The sequence below is a fragment of the Streptomyces sp. NPDC000880 genome, from assembly GCF_053599675.1.
In genome coordinates, this window is record NZ_JBSFMS010000043.1 from 21,265 (window position 1) to 38,871 (window position 17,607).

The window sequence follows — 17,607 nt, forward strand, 5'->3', positions numbered from 1 at the left end:
CGCGCGCCGAACGTCCGCTACGGGCCGCCTGCTGACGGCGGGCGCCGCCCGTCCTCCTACTCGCTGCCGCCGGATGCGTCGTCCGGCGTTCCGCCGCGTCCGGAGGTACCGCCCGCCCGCTCCGGCGTACCCGCGCCCCCGCGCCCGCCCGCCGCCGAGAGCCCCGCACCACCCCGCCCCGGCGCGTCCCCGAGCGGGTTCCGGCCCGACGTTTCGCCACCGAGCGCGCCCGCGCCGGATGCGTCGTCCGGCGTTCCGCCGCGTCCGGAGGTACCACCCGCCCGCTCCGGCGTACCCGCGCCCCCGCACCCGCCCGCCGCCGAGAGCCCCGTCCCGCCCGTCGAGACCACCGCCCGACTGCGGCCCATCGCCGCGCCCCCCGGCCCCCGTACCGGCTCCGCGCCGCTGCCGGCCGAGGTGCCGCCGCGGCCCGCCGGTGCGCCTGCGCGGCGCAGGGCCGTCGGGGCCGTCGACCTCACGCCGCGGCCCGGCGCACGACCCGCGTACCCCGGCGCCGGAGCCAGTGGCCAGTCCTGGCCGCCGCCGGAGAGCCCGGCCGAGATGACCACCCGGCTCCGTCCCGTACGGACCCGGCACCCCGCGCGCACCCTGGGCGCCGTCGCCTGTGTCGTCCTCGGGCTCGGCCTCATCGGTGGCGCGGCCACCGGCAGTTGGCTGACCGGCGACTCCAGCGCCGATGCCACCGCCCGTACCGGGTACACCGAAAGCCGCACCCTCTGGCACAGCGTTCCCGTCGACACCCTGTTCCCCCGAACCCTCAAGGGCGAGGGCGCGGGACCCGGCGGCGCGGACCGGGTCTGGACCCGGATCGCCGTCGCGCCCGACGGCGGCTGCGCGACCGCCCTCGACCCGCTGCTGGTCACGACGTTGCAGCCGGTCGGCTGCGCCCGCGTGCTGCGCGCCACCTACGCCGACGCGACGGCCAGCAGCGTCACCACGGTCGGGCTGATCTTCACCGAGGCCGACGCGGCCGCCATGCACGCGCTGGCTTCCCGCTTCAGCGCGGAAGGCCTCGACGAGCGCCCCGATCTGATGCCCCGCACCCTCCCGGCGGAAGGCACCGTCGCCGCCGGTTTCGGCCGCCGGCAGCGCGCCAGCTGGACCGTGAACGTCCTGACCGAAGCGCCCGTCGTCGTCTACGCCGTGTCCGGCTTTGCCGACGGCCGTACTGTCACCGACCCGCAGCCCGCCGACGAGGCCAAGGCCAAGGGCGCGACGTCCGCGCCCGCCCAGGCGGGCCTCGGCCATGAGGCCAAGGGCATCGCGGACCGTATCCAGGGCGCACTGCGCAAGACCGTAAGCACGGCCACGGAGAAGCCCGAATGACCCGCCGCCCCGGCCCCCGCCCGCGTCGCCGCTCCCGTCCCCGCCACCGCGCCGCCGCCACCCTCGCGGCCGCCGCCCTCGCGCTCCTGCCGTCGACGCCCGCGCACGCGGACGGCATCCGGACCCAGCAGTGGGCGCTCAGCTCCCTGAATACCGACCAGGCCTGGCGCACCACCAAGGGCGGGGGCATCACCGTCGCGGTCCTCGACACGGGCGTCGACGACCGCCACCCCGACCTCGCGGGCTCGGTCCTGCCCGGCAAGGACTTCATCGGCTTCGGAGCCCAGCGGGGCGAACGCGCCTGGGCTCGCCACGGCACCGCCATGGCCGGCATCATCGCCGCCCACGGCCACGGCCCGGGCAGCGAGGACGGCGTCATGGGCATCGCGCCCGCGGCGAAGATCCTTCCCGTCCGGGTCATCCTCGAAGGCACCGACAAGGCCCGCGAGAAGGCCCGCAACTCCCGCGGCAACGCCCTCGCCCAGGGCATCCGCTGGGCCGCCGACCAGGGCGCCGACGTCATCAACCTCTCCCTCGGCGACGACAGCGAGTCCGCGCACCCCGAGGCGGCCGAGGACGCCGCCGTGCAGTACGCGCTCGCCAAGGGCTCCGTCGTCGTCGCCTCGGCCGGCAACGGCGGCGAGAAGGGCGACCACATCTCGTACCCCGCCGCCTACCCGGGCGTGATCGCCGTGACCGCCGTCGACCGCTTCGGCACCCACGCGGCCTTCTCCACCCGCCGCTGGTACGCCACTGTCAGCGCCCCCGGTGTCGACATCGTCATGGCCGACCCCGACCAGAAGTACTACCAGGGCTGGGGCACCAGCGCGGCCTCCGCCTTCGTCTCCGGCGCGGTCGCCCTGGTCCGCGCCGCCCACCCGGGCCTGGCCCCCGCACAGATCAAGAAACTCCTCGCGGACTCCGCCCGCAACGGCCCCGAGGGCGGCCGCGACGACGCCAAGGGCTACGGCATCGTCGACCCGGCCGCCGCGATCAAGGCGGGCGCGAAGCTGCGCCCCGCCGGCCTGAAGGCCGCCTCCTCGGGCTACGACGAGGAGTACTTCGGCCCCGGCCCCGCGGCCGCGAAGAAGGACGCGGAGCCGGCCGGCTGGCTCGCCCCGCTCGCGGGCGGCATCGGCGCGCTGGTGCTGGCGGGCGCGGTCGTGCTCTGGCGCGGTGGCCGGGTCAGAAGGACCTGACCGCCTCTCGCGCCGCCGCCTCGACGAGCGCGATGCCCGCCTCCTTCGTCGTATGCCCGTCGGAGAGGACCGCCACCAGGCAGACACGGCCGTCCACCGAGACCCGTCCGATGCTGTTGACGTCCCAGAGCCCGGTGGCGGTCCGCGACATCCAGCCGTTCTTGAGCGCCCAGCTGCCGCCGGCCGCCGACACCCCCCAGTCCTGGTCCGCCGCGATCTGCTCCATCAGCCCCTGCAGATACGTACGGGACGCCTCGCTCAGCACCGAGTCCGTACCGAACACGGCCTGAAGCAGGGCGAGTTGATCGCGGGCAGTGGTCTGCGTCAGCCCCCAGGCGTCAGCCCCGGCCGTCTCGGTGAGACCGAGCCGCTCATTGGCCGCGTCGAGCCCCTCCGCCCCACCGATCGTCTGCCACAGCGCCGTTGCCGCGGCGTTGTCGCTGCGCTGGATCATGGCGGCCGCCTGGGTCTTCTCCAGGGCGGTGAGTGAACGCCCGGTGTCCTGCGCTCCCAGCAGCAGGGTCGCCAGGATGTCGACCTTGACGATGCTCGCGGTGTCGTACGTCTCGTCCCCGTAAACCGCGCTGTCCCCGCTCCCGGTGTCGAGCACCGCGACCGACAGTGACGCGTCGGACTGCCCGACGACCGGTTCGACCGCGGCGGCCAGCACCGTATCGAGATCCACGGCTGCCTCCGCGGTTTCGGGAGTCCCCGACGGGGACGCAGACGGTGAAGCCGACGATACGGCGCGGGGCGCGGCATCCGGCGAGTGCCCGAGGGAGTACGCCCCCGCGGCGACCGAACCGGTCACCAGGAACGCCGCCGTCACCGCCGCGGAGATGACGGATCTGCGGGGGGCACGGGCTCTGTGGCGAGGAGACATGGGCAGGACGCTAGGAACCGTGTCTGGGAGCAGCCTGTGCCCCGCCTTCGGGCCCGGTAGGAAAATGCCGTGGGCGCGGCGGCTAGGCTCGTCGCGTGGCGCTCAAGAACATCCCTGACCCCGGTTTCTCCGACGACGACGGCACCGCCGATCCCCGGCTGACGGCGGCCCTCGCGGCCTGGTCCGCGGACCGCACGGCCCAGCAGCCGGTGCTCGAGGCCCTCAAGGACGCCCGACTGCTGGTCCCGGTCGTCGCCATGCTCGGCGAGGTCGAGGAGGACGAGAACGGCCTGCGCCGCGAGAAGACCAGCGAGATGGCGATCCCCACGCTGACGGCGGGCGACCGCCGTGCGCTGCCCGCGTTCACCTCGATCGACTCGCTGGCCCGCTGGGACCCGCACGCGCGCCCCGTGGCCGTACCGCTGCACCAGGCATTGCAGGCCGCCGCCCACGAGCAGGCCGACACACTGCTGCTCGACGTCGCGGGTCCCGTCCCGTACCAACTGACCGGCAGCGCGCTGCTCGCCCTCTCCGAAGGCCGCACCAGCGCCGACCCGCTCGACGACCCGGCGGTCACCGCGGCGGTACGGGACGCGGTCGCCGCCGAGCCCGCGGTGCTCCGCGCCCACCTCGGCCCCGGCCGCGCGGACGGCATCCTCGCCCTGGTCCTCGCCGCGGACGCGGCCCCTGCCCAGGCGGCCCGCCGCGTCGCCGAGACGCTGGCGGCCGACGACGTACTGAGGGCCCGCCTGGTGCGGGGCCTCGACCTGGCACTGCTTCCGGCCGAGGCCACCCCGCCGGGCGAGCCCCTCTTCGTACGCGGTTAGAGGGCAGGATCCAGGCTCAGCCGTACACCGGGCCGGTGTACTTCTCGCCCGGTCCACGGCCCGGCTCGTCCGGGACCAGCGACGCCTCGCGGAACGCCAGCTGCAGCGACTTCAGCCCGTCGCGCAGCGGCGCCGCGTGGAAGGAGCTGATCTCGGTCGCGCTCGCGTCCATCAGACCCGCCAGCGCGTGCACCAGCTTCCGTGCCTCGTCCAGATCCTTGTGGTCTGCGCCGTCCTCGGTCAGACCGAGCTTCACGGCGGCCGCGCTCATCAGATTCACCGCGACCGTGACGATCACCTCGACGGCGGGGACCTCCGCGATGTCGCGGGTCATGTCGTCGAAGCCGGGGGATTCATTGGGGGTGGTCGCGTCACTCATGACGCATACGATATGCCCCGCCGCAGACGAGCGGGCCCCGGCCACCGGTTAGCCGCTTCCGGCCGGAGCTGCTAACCTCGTGTAACGACCGGCTGGACACCTGTGTGCCCGGCCCACAAGTGGAGGCTCCGATCTCCCACCTGACTGTCCTCCGGGGCGGCGGGTCACCGGTCAGGTGGCGTCCATCGTTCCGTACGGACGATGGAGCCGCCCGATAAGCCCCGCGGTAGCACGCGGCGGTGTTCCGGTATTCCGAGGAGCTCCCGCCTGTGTCCCGTCCGGGGCATTTTTCACGTTCCGGCGCGGTTGGTCTTAAAGAACAGACGTTACGCGGCTGCCTGCCAGACATCCGTGTGGTGCTACTTAGGAGGATCCATCAGCGCCGAGCCCCGCATCAACGACCGGATTCGCGTTCCCGAAGTGCGACTTGTCGGTCCCAGCGGCGAGCAGGTCGGGATTGTTCCGCTTGCCAAGGCCCTCGAGCTTGCGCAGGAGTACGACCTTGACCTGGTCGAGGTCGCGGCGAGCGCCCGTCCGCCCGTGTGCAAGCTCATGGACTACGGGAAGTTCAAGTACGAGTCGGCCATGAAGGCACGTGAGGCGCGCAAGAACCAGGCGCACACGGTCATCAAGGAGATGAAGCTCCGGCCGAAGATCGACCCGCACGACTACGACACCAAGAAGGGTCACGTCGTCCGGTTCCTCAAGCAGGGGGACAAGGTCAAGATCACGATCATGTTCCGTGGTCGTGAGCAGTCCCGCCCTGAGCTTGGCTTCCGCCTGCTGCAGCGGCTCGCTTCCGATGTCGAGGACCTCGGGTTCATCGAGTCGAACCCGAAGCAGGACGGCCGGAACATGATCATGGTTCTTGGCCCGCACAAGAAGAAGACCGAGGCCATGGCCGAGGCGCGTGAGGCCCAGGCCGCCCGCAAGGCGGAGCGTCAGGGCTACGCGCACGAGGAGTCGACGGACGAGGCCGCCCAGGCCCCGGCCGAGGCCCCTTCCGAGACGCACTCCGAGGCGTGACCTGATGGGGCTGCCACCCAGGCAGCCCCGGGTACCGCCCGGAACCCACAAACCAAGATCTGACGCTCCTGTTGTCCGGTGTCCGCACCGGGGGAGCGCCACTGACGAGGAGATAACGGCGCGATGCCGAAGAACAAGACGCACAGCGGTGCCAAGAAGCGCTTCAAGATCACCGGCTCCGGCAAGGTGCTCCGTGAGCGCGCCGGCAAGCGCCACCTGCTGGAGCACAAGTCGTCCAAGCTGACGCGTCGCCTCACCGGCAACGCCGAGATGGCCCCGGGTGACTCGAAGACCATCAAGAAGCTTCTCGGCAAGTGACGTATGTGTCCCCGGTGACCGGGGGCACGCGCCGAGACCGGGACCAATTCGTTTCCGGGCCGGGGTGAGTCGAACTCTCAATCCCAGCCCCGCTGCAAGGAGTTAACAAGTGGCACGCGTCAAGCGGGCAGTCAACGCCCACAAGAAGCGCCGGGCGATTCTCGAGCAGGCCAGCGGCTACCGCGGTCAGCGTTCGCGCCTGTACCGCAAGGCCAAGGAGCAGGTCACCCACTCCCTGGTCTACAACTACAACGACCGCAAGAAGCGCAAGGGCGACTTCCGTCAGCTGTGGATCCAGCGCATCAATGCCGCTGCCCGCCAGAACGGCATGACGTACAACCGCCTCATCCAGGGTCTGAAGGCCGCCAACATCGAGGTGGACCGCAAGATCCTGGCCGAGCTCGCGGTCAACGACGCGGGTGCGTTCGCCGCGCTCGTCGAGGTCGCCCAGAAGGCGCTTCCGAGCGACGTCAACGCCCCGAAGGCCGCGTCGGCGGCCTGACGGCCGCGTCCAGCCGGACCGCTTTTGGACCCGCAGGCCTTCGGCCTGCGGGTCCGGTTCGTTCTGCCCTGCATTCGGGGGACGCCCCCGACCCCCCCGTGCAGGCCCTTCCGGGGCCGGCCCCGGACCTGAATCAGAGAGCCGCAGGCACATGGCCCCCGAGCTGATCTCCCCGCGTTCCCCGCGCGTCACCGCCGCCCGGCGGCTTGCCAAGCGCGCCTTCCGGGGCAAGGAGCGCCTGTTCATCGCCGAGGGACCGCAGGCCGTACGGGAAGCGGTCGCCCACCGCGGCCCCAGTGGCGACCCCACCCTCGTCGAGCTCTTCACCACCGTCGAGGCCGCCGAGCGCTACGCGGACATCGTCGACGCCGCCCGCGCCGCCGGGGCCCGGGTGCACCACGCCTCCGACGCCGTGCTCGCCGAGGTCTCCCAGACCGTCACCCCGCAGGGCCTGGTCGGCGTCTGCCGGTTCCTCGACTCGCCGTTCGAGGAGATCCTGGCGGCGCGGCCGAAGCTCGTCGCCGTACTCGCGCATGTACGCGACCCCGGGAACGCGGGCACGGTGCTGCGCTGCGCGGACGCCGCGGGCGCCGACGCCGTCGTCCTCACCGACGCCTCCGTCGACCTCTACAACCCCAAGTCGGTGCGCGCGTCGGTCGGTTCGCACTTCCATCTGCCCGTCGCCGTCGGCGTCCCCGTCGAACAGGCGGTGCGGGGGCTGCGCGACGCCGGGGTGCGCGTACTGGCCGCCGACGGCGCCGGCGACGACGACCTGGACGACGAGCTCGACGCCGGCACCATGGGCGGACCCACCGCATGGATCTTCGGCAACGAGGCCTGGGGGCTGCCGGAGGAGACCCGCGCGCTCGCGGACGCCGTCGTGCGCGTACCGATCCACGGAAAGGCCGAGAGTCTGAACCTCGCGACTGCCGCAGCCGTATGCCTCTATGCCTCGGCGCGTGCCCAACGCGCAGTGGGTACTCACTGAGTGGGAGTACTCGCTCAGGGGGTCCGCTCCGTCACTTCCAGCTAGTAGTGTGACGGGCTCGGGGGCCCACTGCGGCGGCGGAGAGGTGGGGTATGGGGATGGCTGTCGGGACGAGCAGGCTCGCGGAGACAAACAGGGCGTGGCTGCGCCAGTCCGGCGGCCTCGACGCCTTCGGGATCGACCCCGACGACCTCCCCGACGGACTTGTCGTCGCCGACGAGACCGGGCGCGTGATCTGCTTCAACGACGCGGCCGTACGGATCACCGCCGTGCCGAAGGGTGAAGCGCTCGGCCTGCCGCTGGAGCGCGCACTGCCGCTCGAGGACCTCAAGGGCCGCCGCTGGTGGACACTGACCGATCCGTACGGCGGACTCGCCACCCGCGTCGGCCAGCCCGAGCGCAATCTGCTGCTTCCCGGCGGCCGCGAGGTCCTCGTCTCCGTGCGCTATGTGCGCGAGCGCCCCACCGGGCCGGTACGCCGCCTCGTCATCAGCCTGCGCGGCACCGAGGCCCGGCGCCGCACCGAACGCAGTCATGCCGAGCTGATCGCGACGGTCGCCCATGAGCTGCGTTCCCCGCTCACCTCCGTGAAGGGCTTCACGGCGACGCTGCTGGCCAAGTGGGAGCGTTTCACCGACGACCAGAAGCGGCTGATGCTGGAGACGGTCGACGCCGACGCCAACCGAGTCACCCGGCTCATCGCCGAGCTCCTCGACATCTCCCGTATCGACTCCGGACGGCTCGAAGTGCGCCGCCAGCCCATCGACATCGCGGCCGCCGTCGGACGCCACATCCAGGCGCACACAGCCAGTGGCCAGTCTCCCGACCGCTTCTTCGTACGGATCCAGCGCCGGTTGCCCGATCTGTGGGCCGACCCGGACAAGATCGACCAGGTGCTCGGCAATCTGCTGGAAAATGCGGTGCGCCACGGTGCCGGAACAGTCACCATCGAGGTGGCGTCGGCATCGGCGAAGGACGACGAGAAGGGTACGGCCGTCACCGTGAGCGACGAAGGCCCCGGCATCCCCGAGGAGTCGATGGGACGTGTCTTCACCCGCTTCTGGCGGGGGAGCAAGCGCGGCGGCACCGGCCTGGGCCTCTACATCGTCAAGGGCATCGTCGAGGCGCACGGCGGGACGATCACCGTCGGCCGCGGACCCGGCGGCGGCGCCGAGTTCCGATTTATTCTGCCCGTGGGCGCCCCGGCCTACCTGAAGTAAGAGGTTTCGCGAAGCGTCGGGCAGGGTGGTGGCGGGCGACGGGAGGGCTGAGCAGCCCTCGGGCTCATTCGCCTCTCCACACCCCGTTAGACTCGACCTTCGGCACCTTTGCGTCCTCGGTCGACGAGCGGGGGCCCCAGCCAGCCCATCGGAAGTACGGGAAGAGATGTCCGCACCCAATAAGTCGTACGACCCTGTTGAGGTCGAGGCACTGAAGCCGGAAGAGATCGAGCGCATGCGGGACGAGGCGCTCGCCGCCTTCGCCGCCGCCGGTGACCTCGACGAGCTCGCACACGCGAAGGTCGCGCACACCGGTGGCGGCTCGCCGCTCGCGCTCGCCAACCGGGAGATCGGCGCGCTGCCGCCGCAGGCCAAGGCCGAGGCCGGTAAGCGCGTGGGCCAGGCCCGCGGCGTCGTGAGCAAGGCGCTCGCAGCCCGCCAGGCCGAGCTGGAGGCCGAGCGCGACGCCCGGGTGCTGGTCGAGGAGGCAGTGGACGTCACGCTCCCCTACGACCGCACCCCGGCCGGCGCCCGTCATCCGCTGACCACGCTCTCGGAGCGCATCGAGGACATCTTCGTGGCCATGGGCTACGAGGTGGCCGAAGGCCCCGAGGTCGAGACCGAGTGGCTGAACTTCGACGCGCTGAACATCGCCGCGGACCACCCCGCCCGCGGCGAGCACGACACCTTCTTCGTCGAGGGCCCGGACAGTGGTGGGAGCACCACCCGGGCCGAAGGCTCCGGGGGAGGTTCCGGCGTCGTACTGCGTACGCACACCTCGCCCGTGCAGGTCCGCTCGATGCTCGACCGTGAGCCGCCGGTGTACGTGATCTGTCCCGGCCGCGTGTACCGCACCGACGACCTCGACGCGACCCACACCCCGGTCTTCCACCAGGTCGAGCTGCTCGCCGTCGACGAGGGCCTGACCATGGCCGACCTCAAGGGAACCCTGGACCACATGGTCCGGGCGCTGTTCGGCGGCGAAGGGATGAAGACCCGGCTCCGGCCGAACTTCTTCCCCTTCACCGAGCCGTCCGCCGAGATGGACATGGTCTGCTACGTGTGCCGCGGCGAGTCCGTCGGCAACCCGGACCGGCCCTGCCGCACCTGCGGCAGCGAGGGCTGGATCGAGCTCGGCGGCTGCGGCATGGTCAACCCGAAGGTGCTCGTCGCCTGCGGCGTCGACCCCAACAAGTACAGCGGATTCGCCTTCGGGTTCGGCATCGAGCGGATGCTGATGTTCCGCCACAACGTCGATGACATGCGAGACATGGTCGAGGGTGACGTCCGGTTCACCCGGCCGTTCGGGATGGAGATCTGATGCGGGTCCCGCTTTCTTGGCTGCGGGAGTACGTCGAACTGCCGGCCACGGAGACCGGCCGCGACGTACAGACCAAGCTCATTGCGGCAGGTCTCGAGGTCGAGACGGTCGAGCAGCTCGGCGCCGGCCTCAAGGGCCCCCTCGTCGTCGGCAAGGTGCTGACCATCGAGGAGCTGACGGAGTTCAAGAAGCCCATCCGCTTCTGCACCGTCGACGTCGGCATGGCTGGGGGCACCTCCCAGGGCGGAGGCTCTGGGGAAGGCACCGGCGAGCCGCAGGAGATCGTCTGCGGCGCCCGCAACTTCTCCGTCGGCGACAAGGTCGTCGTGGCCCTGCCGGGCGCCGTCCTGCCCGGTGACTTCGCGATCGCCGCGCGCCAGACGTACGGCAGGACCTCGCACGGCATGATCTGCTCCAGTGACGAGCTCGGCATGGGCGACGACGGCAGCGGCGGCATCATCGTGCTGCCGCCCGAGCACGAGGTCGGCACCGACGCCATCGAGCTGCTCGAGCTCGTCGACGAGGTCCTCGACATCGCCGTCACGCCCGACCGCGGGTACTGCCTCTCGATGCGCGGTGTCGCCCGCGAGACCGCCATCGCGTACGGCCTGCCGCTGCGCGACCCCGCACTGCTCGACGTGCGCGCACCCAACTCCTACGGCTACCCGGTCAAGGTCTCCGACCCGGTCGCCTGCGACCGCTTCACCGCGCGCACCGTCGTCGGTCTGGAGCCCGAGGCCCGCTCCCCGATCTGGCTGCAGCGCCGGCTGCAGAAGGCCGGGATGCGTCCGATCTCGCTCGCCGTCGACGTCACGAACTACGTGATGCTCGAAGTCGGCCAGCCACTGCACGCCTACGACCGGTCCCGTCTCGACGGGCCGATCGGGGTGCGCCGCGCCGAGCCCGGCGAGAAGCTCACCACCCTGGACGACGTGCAGCGAGTGCTGGACCCCGAGGATCTGGTGATCACCGACAACCGCGGGCCGATCGGCCTCGCGGGTGTCATGGGCGGCGCCAACACCGAGATCGCCGACCTTCCCCAAGCTCTCGACTCCGCTCGAGCAGGGGAGACCCCAACCACCGCCGGGGCCACCACCGAGGTCGTCATCGAGGCCGCGCACTTCGACCCCGTATCCATCGCCCGTACGGCCCGGCGCCACAAGCTCTCCTCCGAGGCGTCCAAGCGCTTCGAGCGCGGCGTCGACCCGCAGGCCGCCTCCGCCGCCGCGCAGCGGACCGTCGACCTGCTGGTGCTGCTCGCGGGCGGCACCGCGGAGGCCGGCGTCACCGAGATCATCGCGCCGTCCGCGCCGCGTACGGTCTCGATGCCCGCCGACCACCCTGACCGTGTCGCGGGTGTCCACTACGGCCGCGAGACCGTCGTACGCCGCCTCCAGGAGGTCGGCTGCGACGTGTACGGCCAGGACGAACTGCTCGTCACCGTCCCGTCCTGGCGTCCCGACCTCGCCGAGCCGAACGACCTCGCCGAAGAGGTCATCCGGCTGGAGGGGTACGAGAACCTGCCCTCCACGCTGCCCAGGCCGCCGGCCGGGCGCGGGCTCACCGGCCGCCAGCGGCTGCACCGCCGTGTCGGCCGCGCACTGGCCGGTGCCGGCTATGTCGAGGCGCCGAACTACCCGTTCGTCGGCGAGGCCGTGTTCGACCAGCTCGGCCTGGAAGCGGATGACCCGCGACGCACCGTCGTCAAGCTGGTCAACCCGCTCTCCGACGAGGAGCCGGCGTTGCGCACCACACTGCTGCCGGGTCTGCTCGGCGCGCTGCGGCGCAACGACGGCCGTGGCTCGCACGACCTGGCCCTCTTCGAGACGGGTCTGGTCTTCCGGCCGACCGGCGAGGAGACGGTCCCTGGACCGCTGCCCGTCGACCGCCGTCCCACCGATGAGGAGATCGCCGCGCTGAACGCGGCGCTGCCGCACCAGCCGCGCCGCGTCGCCACCGTTCTGGCCGGGGCGCGCGAGCAGGCCGGCTGGTGGGGCAAGGGGCGCCCGGCCGACTGGGCCGACGCGGTCGAGTCCGCCCGTACGGTCGCCCGCGAGACCGGCGTCGAACTCACCGTCCGCGCCGACCAGCACGCCCCGTGGCACCCGGGCCGCTGCGCCGCGCTGTTCGCCACCGTGAATGGCGAGGAGACCCTCGTCGGCCACGCCGGCGAACTGCACCCGCGCGTCATCAAGGCGCTCGGACTGCCGGAGCGCACCTGCGCCATGGAGGTCGAGCTCGACCTTCTTCAGCAGGCCGGTGAGGGCACCCTCCGGGCCCCACGGATCTCCACCTTCCCGATGGCGACCCAGGACGTCGCGCTGGTCGTGTCCCAGGACGTGCCGGCCGCCGAGGTCGAGAAGGCGCTGACCGAGGGCGCGGGTGAACTGCTGGAATCCATCCGGCTGTTCGACGTCTTCACCGGTGAGCAGATCGGCGAGGGCAAGAAGTCCCTGGCGTACGCGCTGCGGTTCCGCGCCCCGGACCGGACGCTGACCGTCGAGGAAGCGTCGGCCGCCCGCGACGCCGCCGTCGCGCTCGCCGCCGAGCGCACCGGCGCGGTGCTGCGCGGGGCCTGACCGCTTAACGATCCCCTGAGGGGCGCGCCCGGACACCGGGTGCGCCCCTCACGCTTTTGCGGGCGTGGGGCACCACCTCACTCATTCGGGTGAGAACGTCGGGCGTCGTTCCTTTCGGGCCCGGTCAGTCGACAGAATCGTCCCGGTCGTAGGGGCGGGCCTGCGCGCCGGACACGGTTTATGAGGGGACCATCCGCATGATCCGTATCAGGTCTCGGGGTCCGTTTCCGGCCTCGCGGTGGGCGAGGGCAGCGCGCGCGGAGGATTCACGGGCAGGGCGGCTGCTCCCCTTGCTGCTTCCCACCGCCTGGGGCGCCGTGGCCCTCACCTGGAAGGTTGCCTGGCCGTCCGGCGAGCCCGAAAGTCTGGGCCACCGGATCGTCACCGGCATCGTGTTCTTCACGGTCGGCACCGGGCTTGTGCTCGGCATGAGGCGGCAGTTGAGCCGTGAGCTCAGCCGCGTCCGCGCGGTCGCCCACGCCGCCCAGCGGGTGCTGCTGCGGCCGCTGCCGCCGTTCCTGGACGGCCTCGCTCTTGCCGCGGGCCAGCTGTCGGTGAGCCGCGGCGCCGCCGTCGGCGGTGATCTGTACGAGGCGGTGGCCACTCCGTACGGCGTCCGCATCGTCATCGGCGATGTCCGCGGCCATGGTCTCGCCGCGATCGGGGCGGTCGCGGCGGTACTGGGCAGTTTCCGGGAGGCAGCCTACGACGAGCCCGAACTGGGCGGTGTCCTCGGTCGGTTGGACCGGGCGATCCAGCGGTATCTGCGGGAGCGGGCCAGGGACGAGCATCCTGCGGCCGGCGGGGAAGAGCCGCACTGCCCGTCGGCGGAGGAGTTCGTCACCGTACTGCTGCTGGAGATCGGGACGGACGGGAGCGTGGTGGCTCTCAACTGCGGTCATCCATGGCCGTATCGACTTGGTCGCCATGGGGCGGAGCCGCTCGCCTGCGCCGATCCGCTGCCGCCGCTCGGCCTGTTTCCGCTCCCCGCCGAACTGCCGGTGCACCGGTGTGCGCGGCTGCTGGCCGACGAGGCGCTGTTCCTGCACACGGACGGAGCGGCGGACGCCCGTGACGCGTCGGGGAGGTTCTTCGCCTTGGAAGCCGTGCTCGCCGGGGCCGCGCTCGGCTCACCGGTCTCGCCCGCCGACGTGATCACCACTGTTCACTCGGAGTTGCTGCGGCACACCGGCGGGCGGCTCGCCGACGATGTGGCGCTGCTTGTGCTACGCAACGACCGCTCGCGGGTGCCGGCGCAGTGCGGGGACACCACCCTGCGCCGTACCCGGCCGGAACCTTCCAATCGCTAGCTGTCATCTGCAGCCATGTGCAGCGATCGGCAACCAAGGGATTGCCGTGCGGCCGGCGCCGCCCGCCCTGCCGCGGAGTGTCGGGCAGATCAGCAGGGCGGACGACGCGATCGAGGGCCGCCGCACTGTACGAGGGGGAGCCGGCGGCCCGGCCGCCTCCTTGAGAGGCATTTCAGTCAACCGGGGCGAACGGTACGGCGGCAGAGCGCGCGAGGCACAGATCAGGGCACTCCGTTCACACCCCGTGCGAATCCTCCTCCACTACGCTGAGCGCACCGAGCCGACGGAGGGGCCCAGATGCAGCCCAATACCCTGCTCGACGCCCTGCTCGACGAGGCGGGCATCTCCAACGCGGGACTTGCCGCCCGCGTCAATCAGGCGGGCCGGGCCAGAGGCCTGTCGCTGCGGTACGAACACACGGCCGTGGCACGGTGGTTGAAGGGCCAGCGCCCGCGCGGCCAGGTGCCCGACCTCATCTGCGAGGTGCTCGCGAGCCGGCTGCACCGGGCCATAACGCTGGGCGACATCGGCCTCGGCGTGCCCGGCGAGTCGGGCTCGCCGCCCGGCTCGCCGCTCTCCGGTTTCGTGGAGCGCGCCACCGCCCTGTGGCGCTCCGACGAACAGCAACGGCCGCACATCATCGAGGCGCCCGCGGTCACCGGCACGCCCGCGGTGATGCCCGTATGGGAGTGGGAGAACCCTCCGGAGGACTCCGACGTCTCCCGCTCCGGACAGACGCACGTCAGCATGGCCGACATCAAAATGCTGCGCGCCGCTCGGGCGCACTACGAGCTGATGTACCGCAAGGCGGGCGGCATCGCGACCCGCGCGCGGATCGTCGGCTTCCTCAACGCCGAGACCGCGCCGCTGCTGCGCGGCGCCTACAGTGACGCGCTGGGCCGCCAACTGCACCGTGCGACAGGCGGTCTGGTGGCGGTCGCCGGCATCTGCGCGTACGACTCCGATGCGCACGGCCTCGCCCAGCGCTACTTCCATCAGGCGCTGCGGCTCGCAAAGGCCAGTGGGGACCGGGGACTTGGCGCGTATGTCATCGCGCTGCTGGTCAACCAGTCGCTGTTCATGGCCGAGCACCGGCAGGCGGTGGCCTTCGCGGAGGCGGCGCTGAGGGCGGCCGGGCGGCAGCTCACCCCGGCGCTGGCCGCCGATCTGTACGCGATGCAGGCGAAGGCGTACGCACATCTCGGCGACGGCGGCAGCGCGCTGCGGTGCATCCGGCGCGCGGAGTTGGAGGCGGAGCGGATCCGTCCCGGGTACGAGCCGGACGAGACCGGTTATGTCCAGCCGGGGCTGGTGAACGTCCAGGTCGCGGAGGCCCTGCTCAGCCTCGGTGATCTGCCGGCGGCACGCGAGCACGCCGCGGCGGCCGTCGACACTCCGGCGCACGACCGCGGCCGGGTCCACCGGCTCGCCATGCTCAGCCAGATCGAACTACGCCAGGGCGAGGTGGACCGGGCGGCGCGGACGGCCGCGGAGATGGTGGAACGGGCGAGGGGGATGGAGTCGCAGCGGCTCAGGGACCGGTTGCGCGCGGTGCGCGAGCATCTCGTGGCGAGCGGTTGCAGCAATGCCGACGAGGCGGCTGAACTTATCGACGGGGCACTGCGCGTTCCCCTCTGACCGAGCTCCTGCTGCGATATTGCCATCTACTTGTCGGAAGGTGGCAGAAAAGTGCAGTGGACAAACTTAAGCGAACAAACCGTCTATGAGAACCGCTGGTTCAGGGTCAACCTCGCGGACGTCGTGCTCCCCGACGGCCGGCACCTGGACCATTTCCTCATCCGGCTCCGCCCGGTCGCCGTAGCGACAGCGGTCAACAGGGCCAACGAGGTGCTGATGCTCTGGCGGCACCGCTTCATCACCAACAGCTGGGGCTGGGAGCTCGCGGCGGGAGTCGTCGAGGACGGCGAGGACATCGAGGCCGCCGCCGCCCGGGAGATGGAGGAGGAGACAGGCTGGCGCCCCGGCCCGCTCCAGCACCTCCTGACCGTTGAACCGTCCAACGGCCTGACCGATGCCCGGCACCATCTCTACTGGGCCGAGGACGCCACGTACATCGGGCACCCCGAGGACGACTTCGAGTCGTCGCGCCGCGAGTGGATACCGCTCAAGCTGGTGCCCGACATGATCGCCCGCGGTGAGGTCCCGGCCGCCAACATGGCGGCCGGGCTGCTGATGCTCCACCATCTGCGGCTGGGCTGACCCCCGGCGGCCAGTGCCTAGTGGCCGCCCAGGGCCTGCCACACGGTGACCGCCAGCGCTCCCAGCGCAGTGAGCGCGGCGACGGCGGGCAGCGGCCACCTGGCCTGCTCGAGTGCCCCGACGCGCGCGGCCAGATCGGTGAGATCCCGGTCGATCTGGTCGTTGCGCTGTGCGAGCAGTGCCAGGTGCCCGTCGATCCGGGCAAGGCCGACGTCGAGGCTGCGGCGTAACTCGGCGAACTCTTCGACGACCACTAAATGTTCGGGGTCGGTGGTCACGTATGGGCTCCTCTTCGACAGAGTTGTACAGCGGACCCTTGACTGAGCGGTACCGAGTCAACTCGCCCTGGTCGGAGGGCGGGAGCGTGTGCGCACGGCATATGCGGGCACGCCCCGCACACTCCGTGTGAATCAGGAGTACGGAACCGTCACGCGACCGTCCGGATCGGGAGTAACCGTCCCGGTCAGGAGTACGGGTAGAACCCGGAGCCCGTCTTGCGGCCGAGACGGCCCGCGTCCACCATCCGCTGCAGCAGCGGGGGAGCGGCGTACAGCGGTTCCTTGTACTCCGCGTACATCGAGTCGGCGACCGAGGCGACGGTGTCGAGGCCGATCAGGTCGGAGAGCTTCAGCGGACCCATCGGGTGGGCGCAGCCCAGCTCCATGCCGTTGTCGATGTCCTCGCGGCTGGCGATGCCCGACTCGAACATCCGGATCGCGGAGAGCAGATACGGGATGAGCAGGGCGTTCACCACGAAGCCCGAGCGGTCCTGGGCGCGGATCGGGTGCTTGTCCAGCACGTTTTGGACCACGGCCTCGGAGCGCTTGATCGTCTCCTCGGAGGTGGTCAGCGCCGGGATCAGCTCGACGAGCTTCTGCACCGGGGCGGGATTGAAGAAGTGGATGCCGATGACCTGGTCGGGGCGGGAGGTCGCGACGGCCAGCTTCACCAGCGGGATGGAGGAGGTGTTGGAGGCGAGGATCGCGTCCTGGCGGGTCACCACCTGGTCGAGCACCCGGAAGATCTCGGTCTTGACCTGCTCGTTCTCCACGACGGCCTCGATGACGAGATCGCGGTCGGCGAACTCCCCGAGGTCGGTGGTGAAGCTGAGCCGCTCCAGCGTCGCGTCGCGCTCCTCCTCGGTGATCTTGCCGCGTTCGGCGGCCTTCGAGAGGGAGTTGTAGAGCCGGGTGCGACCGATCTCCAGGGCCTCGCCCGTGGTCTCGGCGACCTTCACCTCGAGGCCGCTGCGGGCGCACACCTCCGCGATGCCTGCGCCCATCTGGCCGCAGCCCACCACTCCGACGCGTGCAATGTCGGCCATTGAGTCCGTCACCTCGTGCCTTTCGCTGATCTCTGCGCAGGCGCCCCCGTGTGGTTCCGGTGCCCGCCTCGACCCCCTGACGTTACTCCGAATGCATCTGTGCCAGACGGCGAGGGGCGGGCATGCTGTGCGGATGCGGTGACCGGCACCGAGTGCGGACGGAG

General features: G+C 71.5%; 18 protein-coding genes. 13 read left to right on the forward strand and 5 right to left on the reverse strand.

Annotated features, from left to right (window positions below; all coding sequences use genetic code 11):
- Window positions 1–56 precede the first annotated feature (56 nt).
- On the reverse strand, window positions 57–569 hold the full coding sequence (locus ACWDO5_RS16620) for a hypothetical protein (protein WP_450531002.1): 513 nt from the start codon (window positions 567–569) through the stop codon (window positions 57–59).
- Between ACWDO5_RS16620 and ACWDO5_RS16625 the strand changes: the two genes are divergently transcribed.
- Together ACWDO5_RS16625 and mycP are read left to right on the forward strand one after the other, a co-directional pair.
- A complete protein-coding gene (locus ACWDO5_RS16625; RefSeq protein WP_450531003.1) occupies window positions 562–1,347 on the forward strand; it encodes a hypothetical protein in 786 nt (261 codons plus the stop codon). The genes ACWDO5_RS16620 and ACWDO5_RS16625 overlap by 8 nt on opposite strands.
- Window positions 1,344–2,546: a type VII secretion-associated serine protease mycosin gene (gene mycP, locus ACWDO5_RS16630; protein WP_450531004.1), complete on the forward strand. Its 1,203-nt coding sequence runs from the start codon at window positions 1,344–1,346 to the stop codon at window positions 2,544–2,546. Before ACWDO5_RS16625 ends, mycP begins: the two co-directional genes overlap by 4 nt.
- On the opposite strand, the gene ACWDO5_RS16635 is transcribed toward mycP, so the two are convergent.
- On the reverse strand, window positions 2,533–3,429 hold the full coding sequence (locus ACWDO5_RS16635) for a serine hydrolase (RefSeq protein ID WP_450531005.1): 897 nt from the start codon (window positions 3,427–3,429) through the stop codon (window positions 2,533–2,535). The genes mycP and ACWDO5_RS16635 overlap by 14 nt on opposite strands.
- Before the next feature lie 95 nt (window positions 3,430–3,524).
- On the opposite strand from ACWDO5_RS16635, the gene ACWDO5_RS16640 reads away from it, so the two are divergent.
- Window positions 3,525–4,256 (forward strand): SseB family protein, encoded by a 732-nt coding sequence (locus ACWDO5_RS16640; protein WP_450531007.1) that lies wholly within the window; start codon window positions 3,525–3,527, stop codon window positions 4,254–4,256.
- Between the two features lie 16 nt (window positions 4,257–4,272).
- Here ACWDO5_RS16640 and ACWDO5_RS16645 read toward each other — a convergent pair whose 3' ends face one another.
- Window positions 4,273–4,635: a DUF1844 domain-containing protein gene (locus ACWDO5_RS16645; RefSeq protein WP_450531008.1), complete on the reverse strand. Its 363-nt coding sequence runs from the start codon at window positions 4,633–4,635 to the stop codon at window positions 4,273–4,275.
- 351 nt (window positions 4,636–4,986) lie between these two features.
- Between ACWDO5_RS16645 and infC the strand changes: the two genes are divergently transcribed.
- From infC to ACWDO5_RS16695, 10 genes are all read left to right on the forward strand, one after another.
- Complete coding sequence (gene infC, locus ACWDO5_RS16650) at window positions 4,987–5,661, forward strand: translation initiation factor IF-3 (protein ID WP_450531009.1); 675 nt, start codon at window positions 4,987–4,989, stop codon at window positions 5,659–5,661.
- A 123-nt stretch (window positions 5,662–5,784) separates the two neighbouring features.
- Window positions 5,785–5,979, forward strand: coding sequence for a 50S ribosomal protein L35 (gene rpmI, locus ACWDO5_RS16655; protein WP_142216133.1), 195 nt, complete (start codon window positions 5,785–5,787; stop codon window positions 5,977–5,979).
- Between the two features lie 109 nt (window positions 5,980–6,088).
- Window positions 6,089–6,481: a 50S ribosomal protein L20 gene (rplT, locus tag ACWDO5_RS16660; protein WP_307664534.1), complete on the forward strand. Its 393-nt coding sequence runs from the start codon at window positions 6,089–6,091 to the stop codon at window positions 6,479–6,481.
- Window positions 6,482–6,632: 151 nt separating this feature from the next.
- Window positions 6,633–7,469 carry a TrmH family RNA methyltransferase gene (locus ACWDO5_RS16665; protein ID WP_450531010.1) on the forward strand — a complete coding sequence of 279 codons (837 nt, stop codon included), beginning with the start codon at window positions 6,633–6,635 and terminating at the stop codon, window positions 7,467–7,469.
- Window positions 7,470–7,567: 98 nt separating this feature from the next.
- The gene (locus ACWDO5_RS16670) at window positions 7,568–8,689 is read left to right on the forward strand and encodes an ATP-binding protein (protein ID WP_450531012.1); all 1,122 of its coding nucleotides are present in this window, start codon (window positions 7,568–7,570) and stop codon (window positions 8,687–8,689) included.
- A 166-nt stretch (window positions 8,690–8,855) separates the two neighbouring features.
- A complete protein-coding gene (gene pheS, locus ACWDO5_RS16675; RefSeq protein WP_450531013.1) occupies window positions 8,856–10,010 on the forward strand; it encodes a phenylalanine--tRNA ligase subunit alpha in 1,155 nt (384 codons plus the stop codon).
- Complete coding sequence (gene pheT / locus ACWDO5_RS16680; protein WP_450531014.1) at window positions 10,010–12,589, forward strand: phenylalanine--tRNA ligase subunit beta; 2,580 nt, start codon at window positions 10,010–10,012, stop codon at window positions 12,587–12,589. Before pheS ends, pheT begins: the two co-directional genes overlap by 1 nt.
- Before the next feature lie 197 nt (window positions 12,590–12,786).
- On the forward strand, window positions 12,787–13,899 hold the full coding sequence (locus tag ACWDO5_RS16685) for a PP2C family protein-serine/threonine phosphatase (RefSeq protein ID WP_450531015.1): 1,113 nt from the start codon (window positions 12,787–12,789) through the stop codon (window positions 13,897–13,899).
- 297 nt (window positions 13,900–14,196) lie between these two features.
- Window positions 14,197–15,537 (forward strand): transcriptional regulator, encoded by a 1,341-nt coding sequence (locus ACWDO5_RS16690; protein WP_450531016.1) that lies wholly within the window; start codon window positions 14,197–14,199, stop codon window positions 15,535–15,537.
- Between the two features lie 51 nt (window positions 15,538–15,588).
- On the forward strand, window positions 15,589–16,119 hold the full coding sequence (locus ACWDO5_RS16695; RefSeq protein WP_307664541.1) for an NUDIX hydrolase: 531 nt from the start codon (window positions 15,589–15,591) through the stop codon (window positions 16,117–16,119).
- A 17-nt stretch (window positions 16,120–16,136) separates the two neighbouring features.
- On the opposite strand, the gene ACWDO5_RS16700 is transcribed toward ACWDO5_RS16695, so the two are convergent.
- Complete coding sequence (locus ACWDO5_RS16700) at window positions 16,137–16,397, reverse strand: hypothetical protein (RefSeq protein WP_450531017.1); 261 nt, start codon at window positions 16,395–16,397, stop codon at window positions 16,137–16,139.
- A 185-nt stretch (window positions 16,398–16,582) separates the two neighbouring features.
- Window positions 16,583–17,443: a 3-hydroxybutyryl-CoA dehydrogenase gene (locus tag ACWDO5_RS16705; protein WP_450531018.1), complete on the reverse strand. Its 861-nt coding sequence runs from the start codon at window positions 17,441–17,443 to the stop codon at window positions 16,583–16,585.
- Window positions 17,444–17,607: the final 164 nt, after the last annotated feature.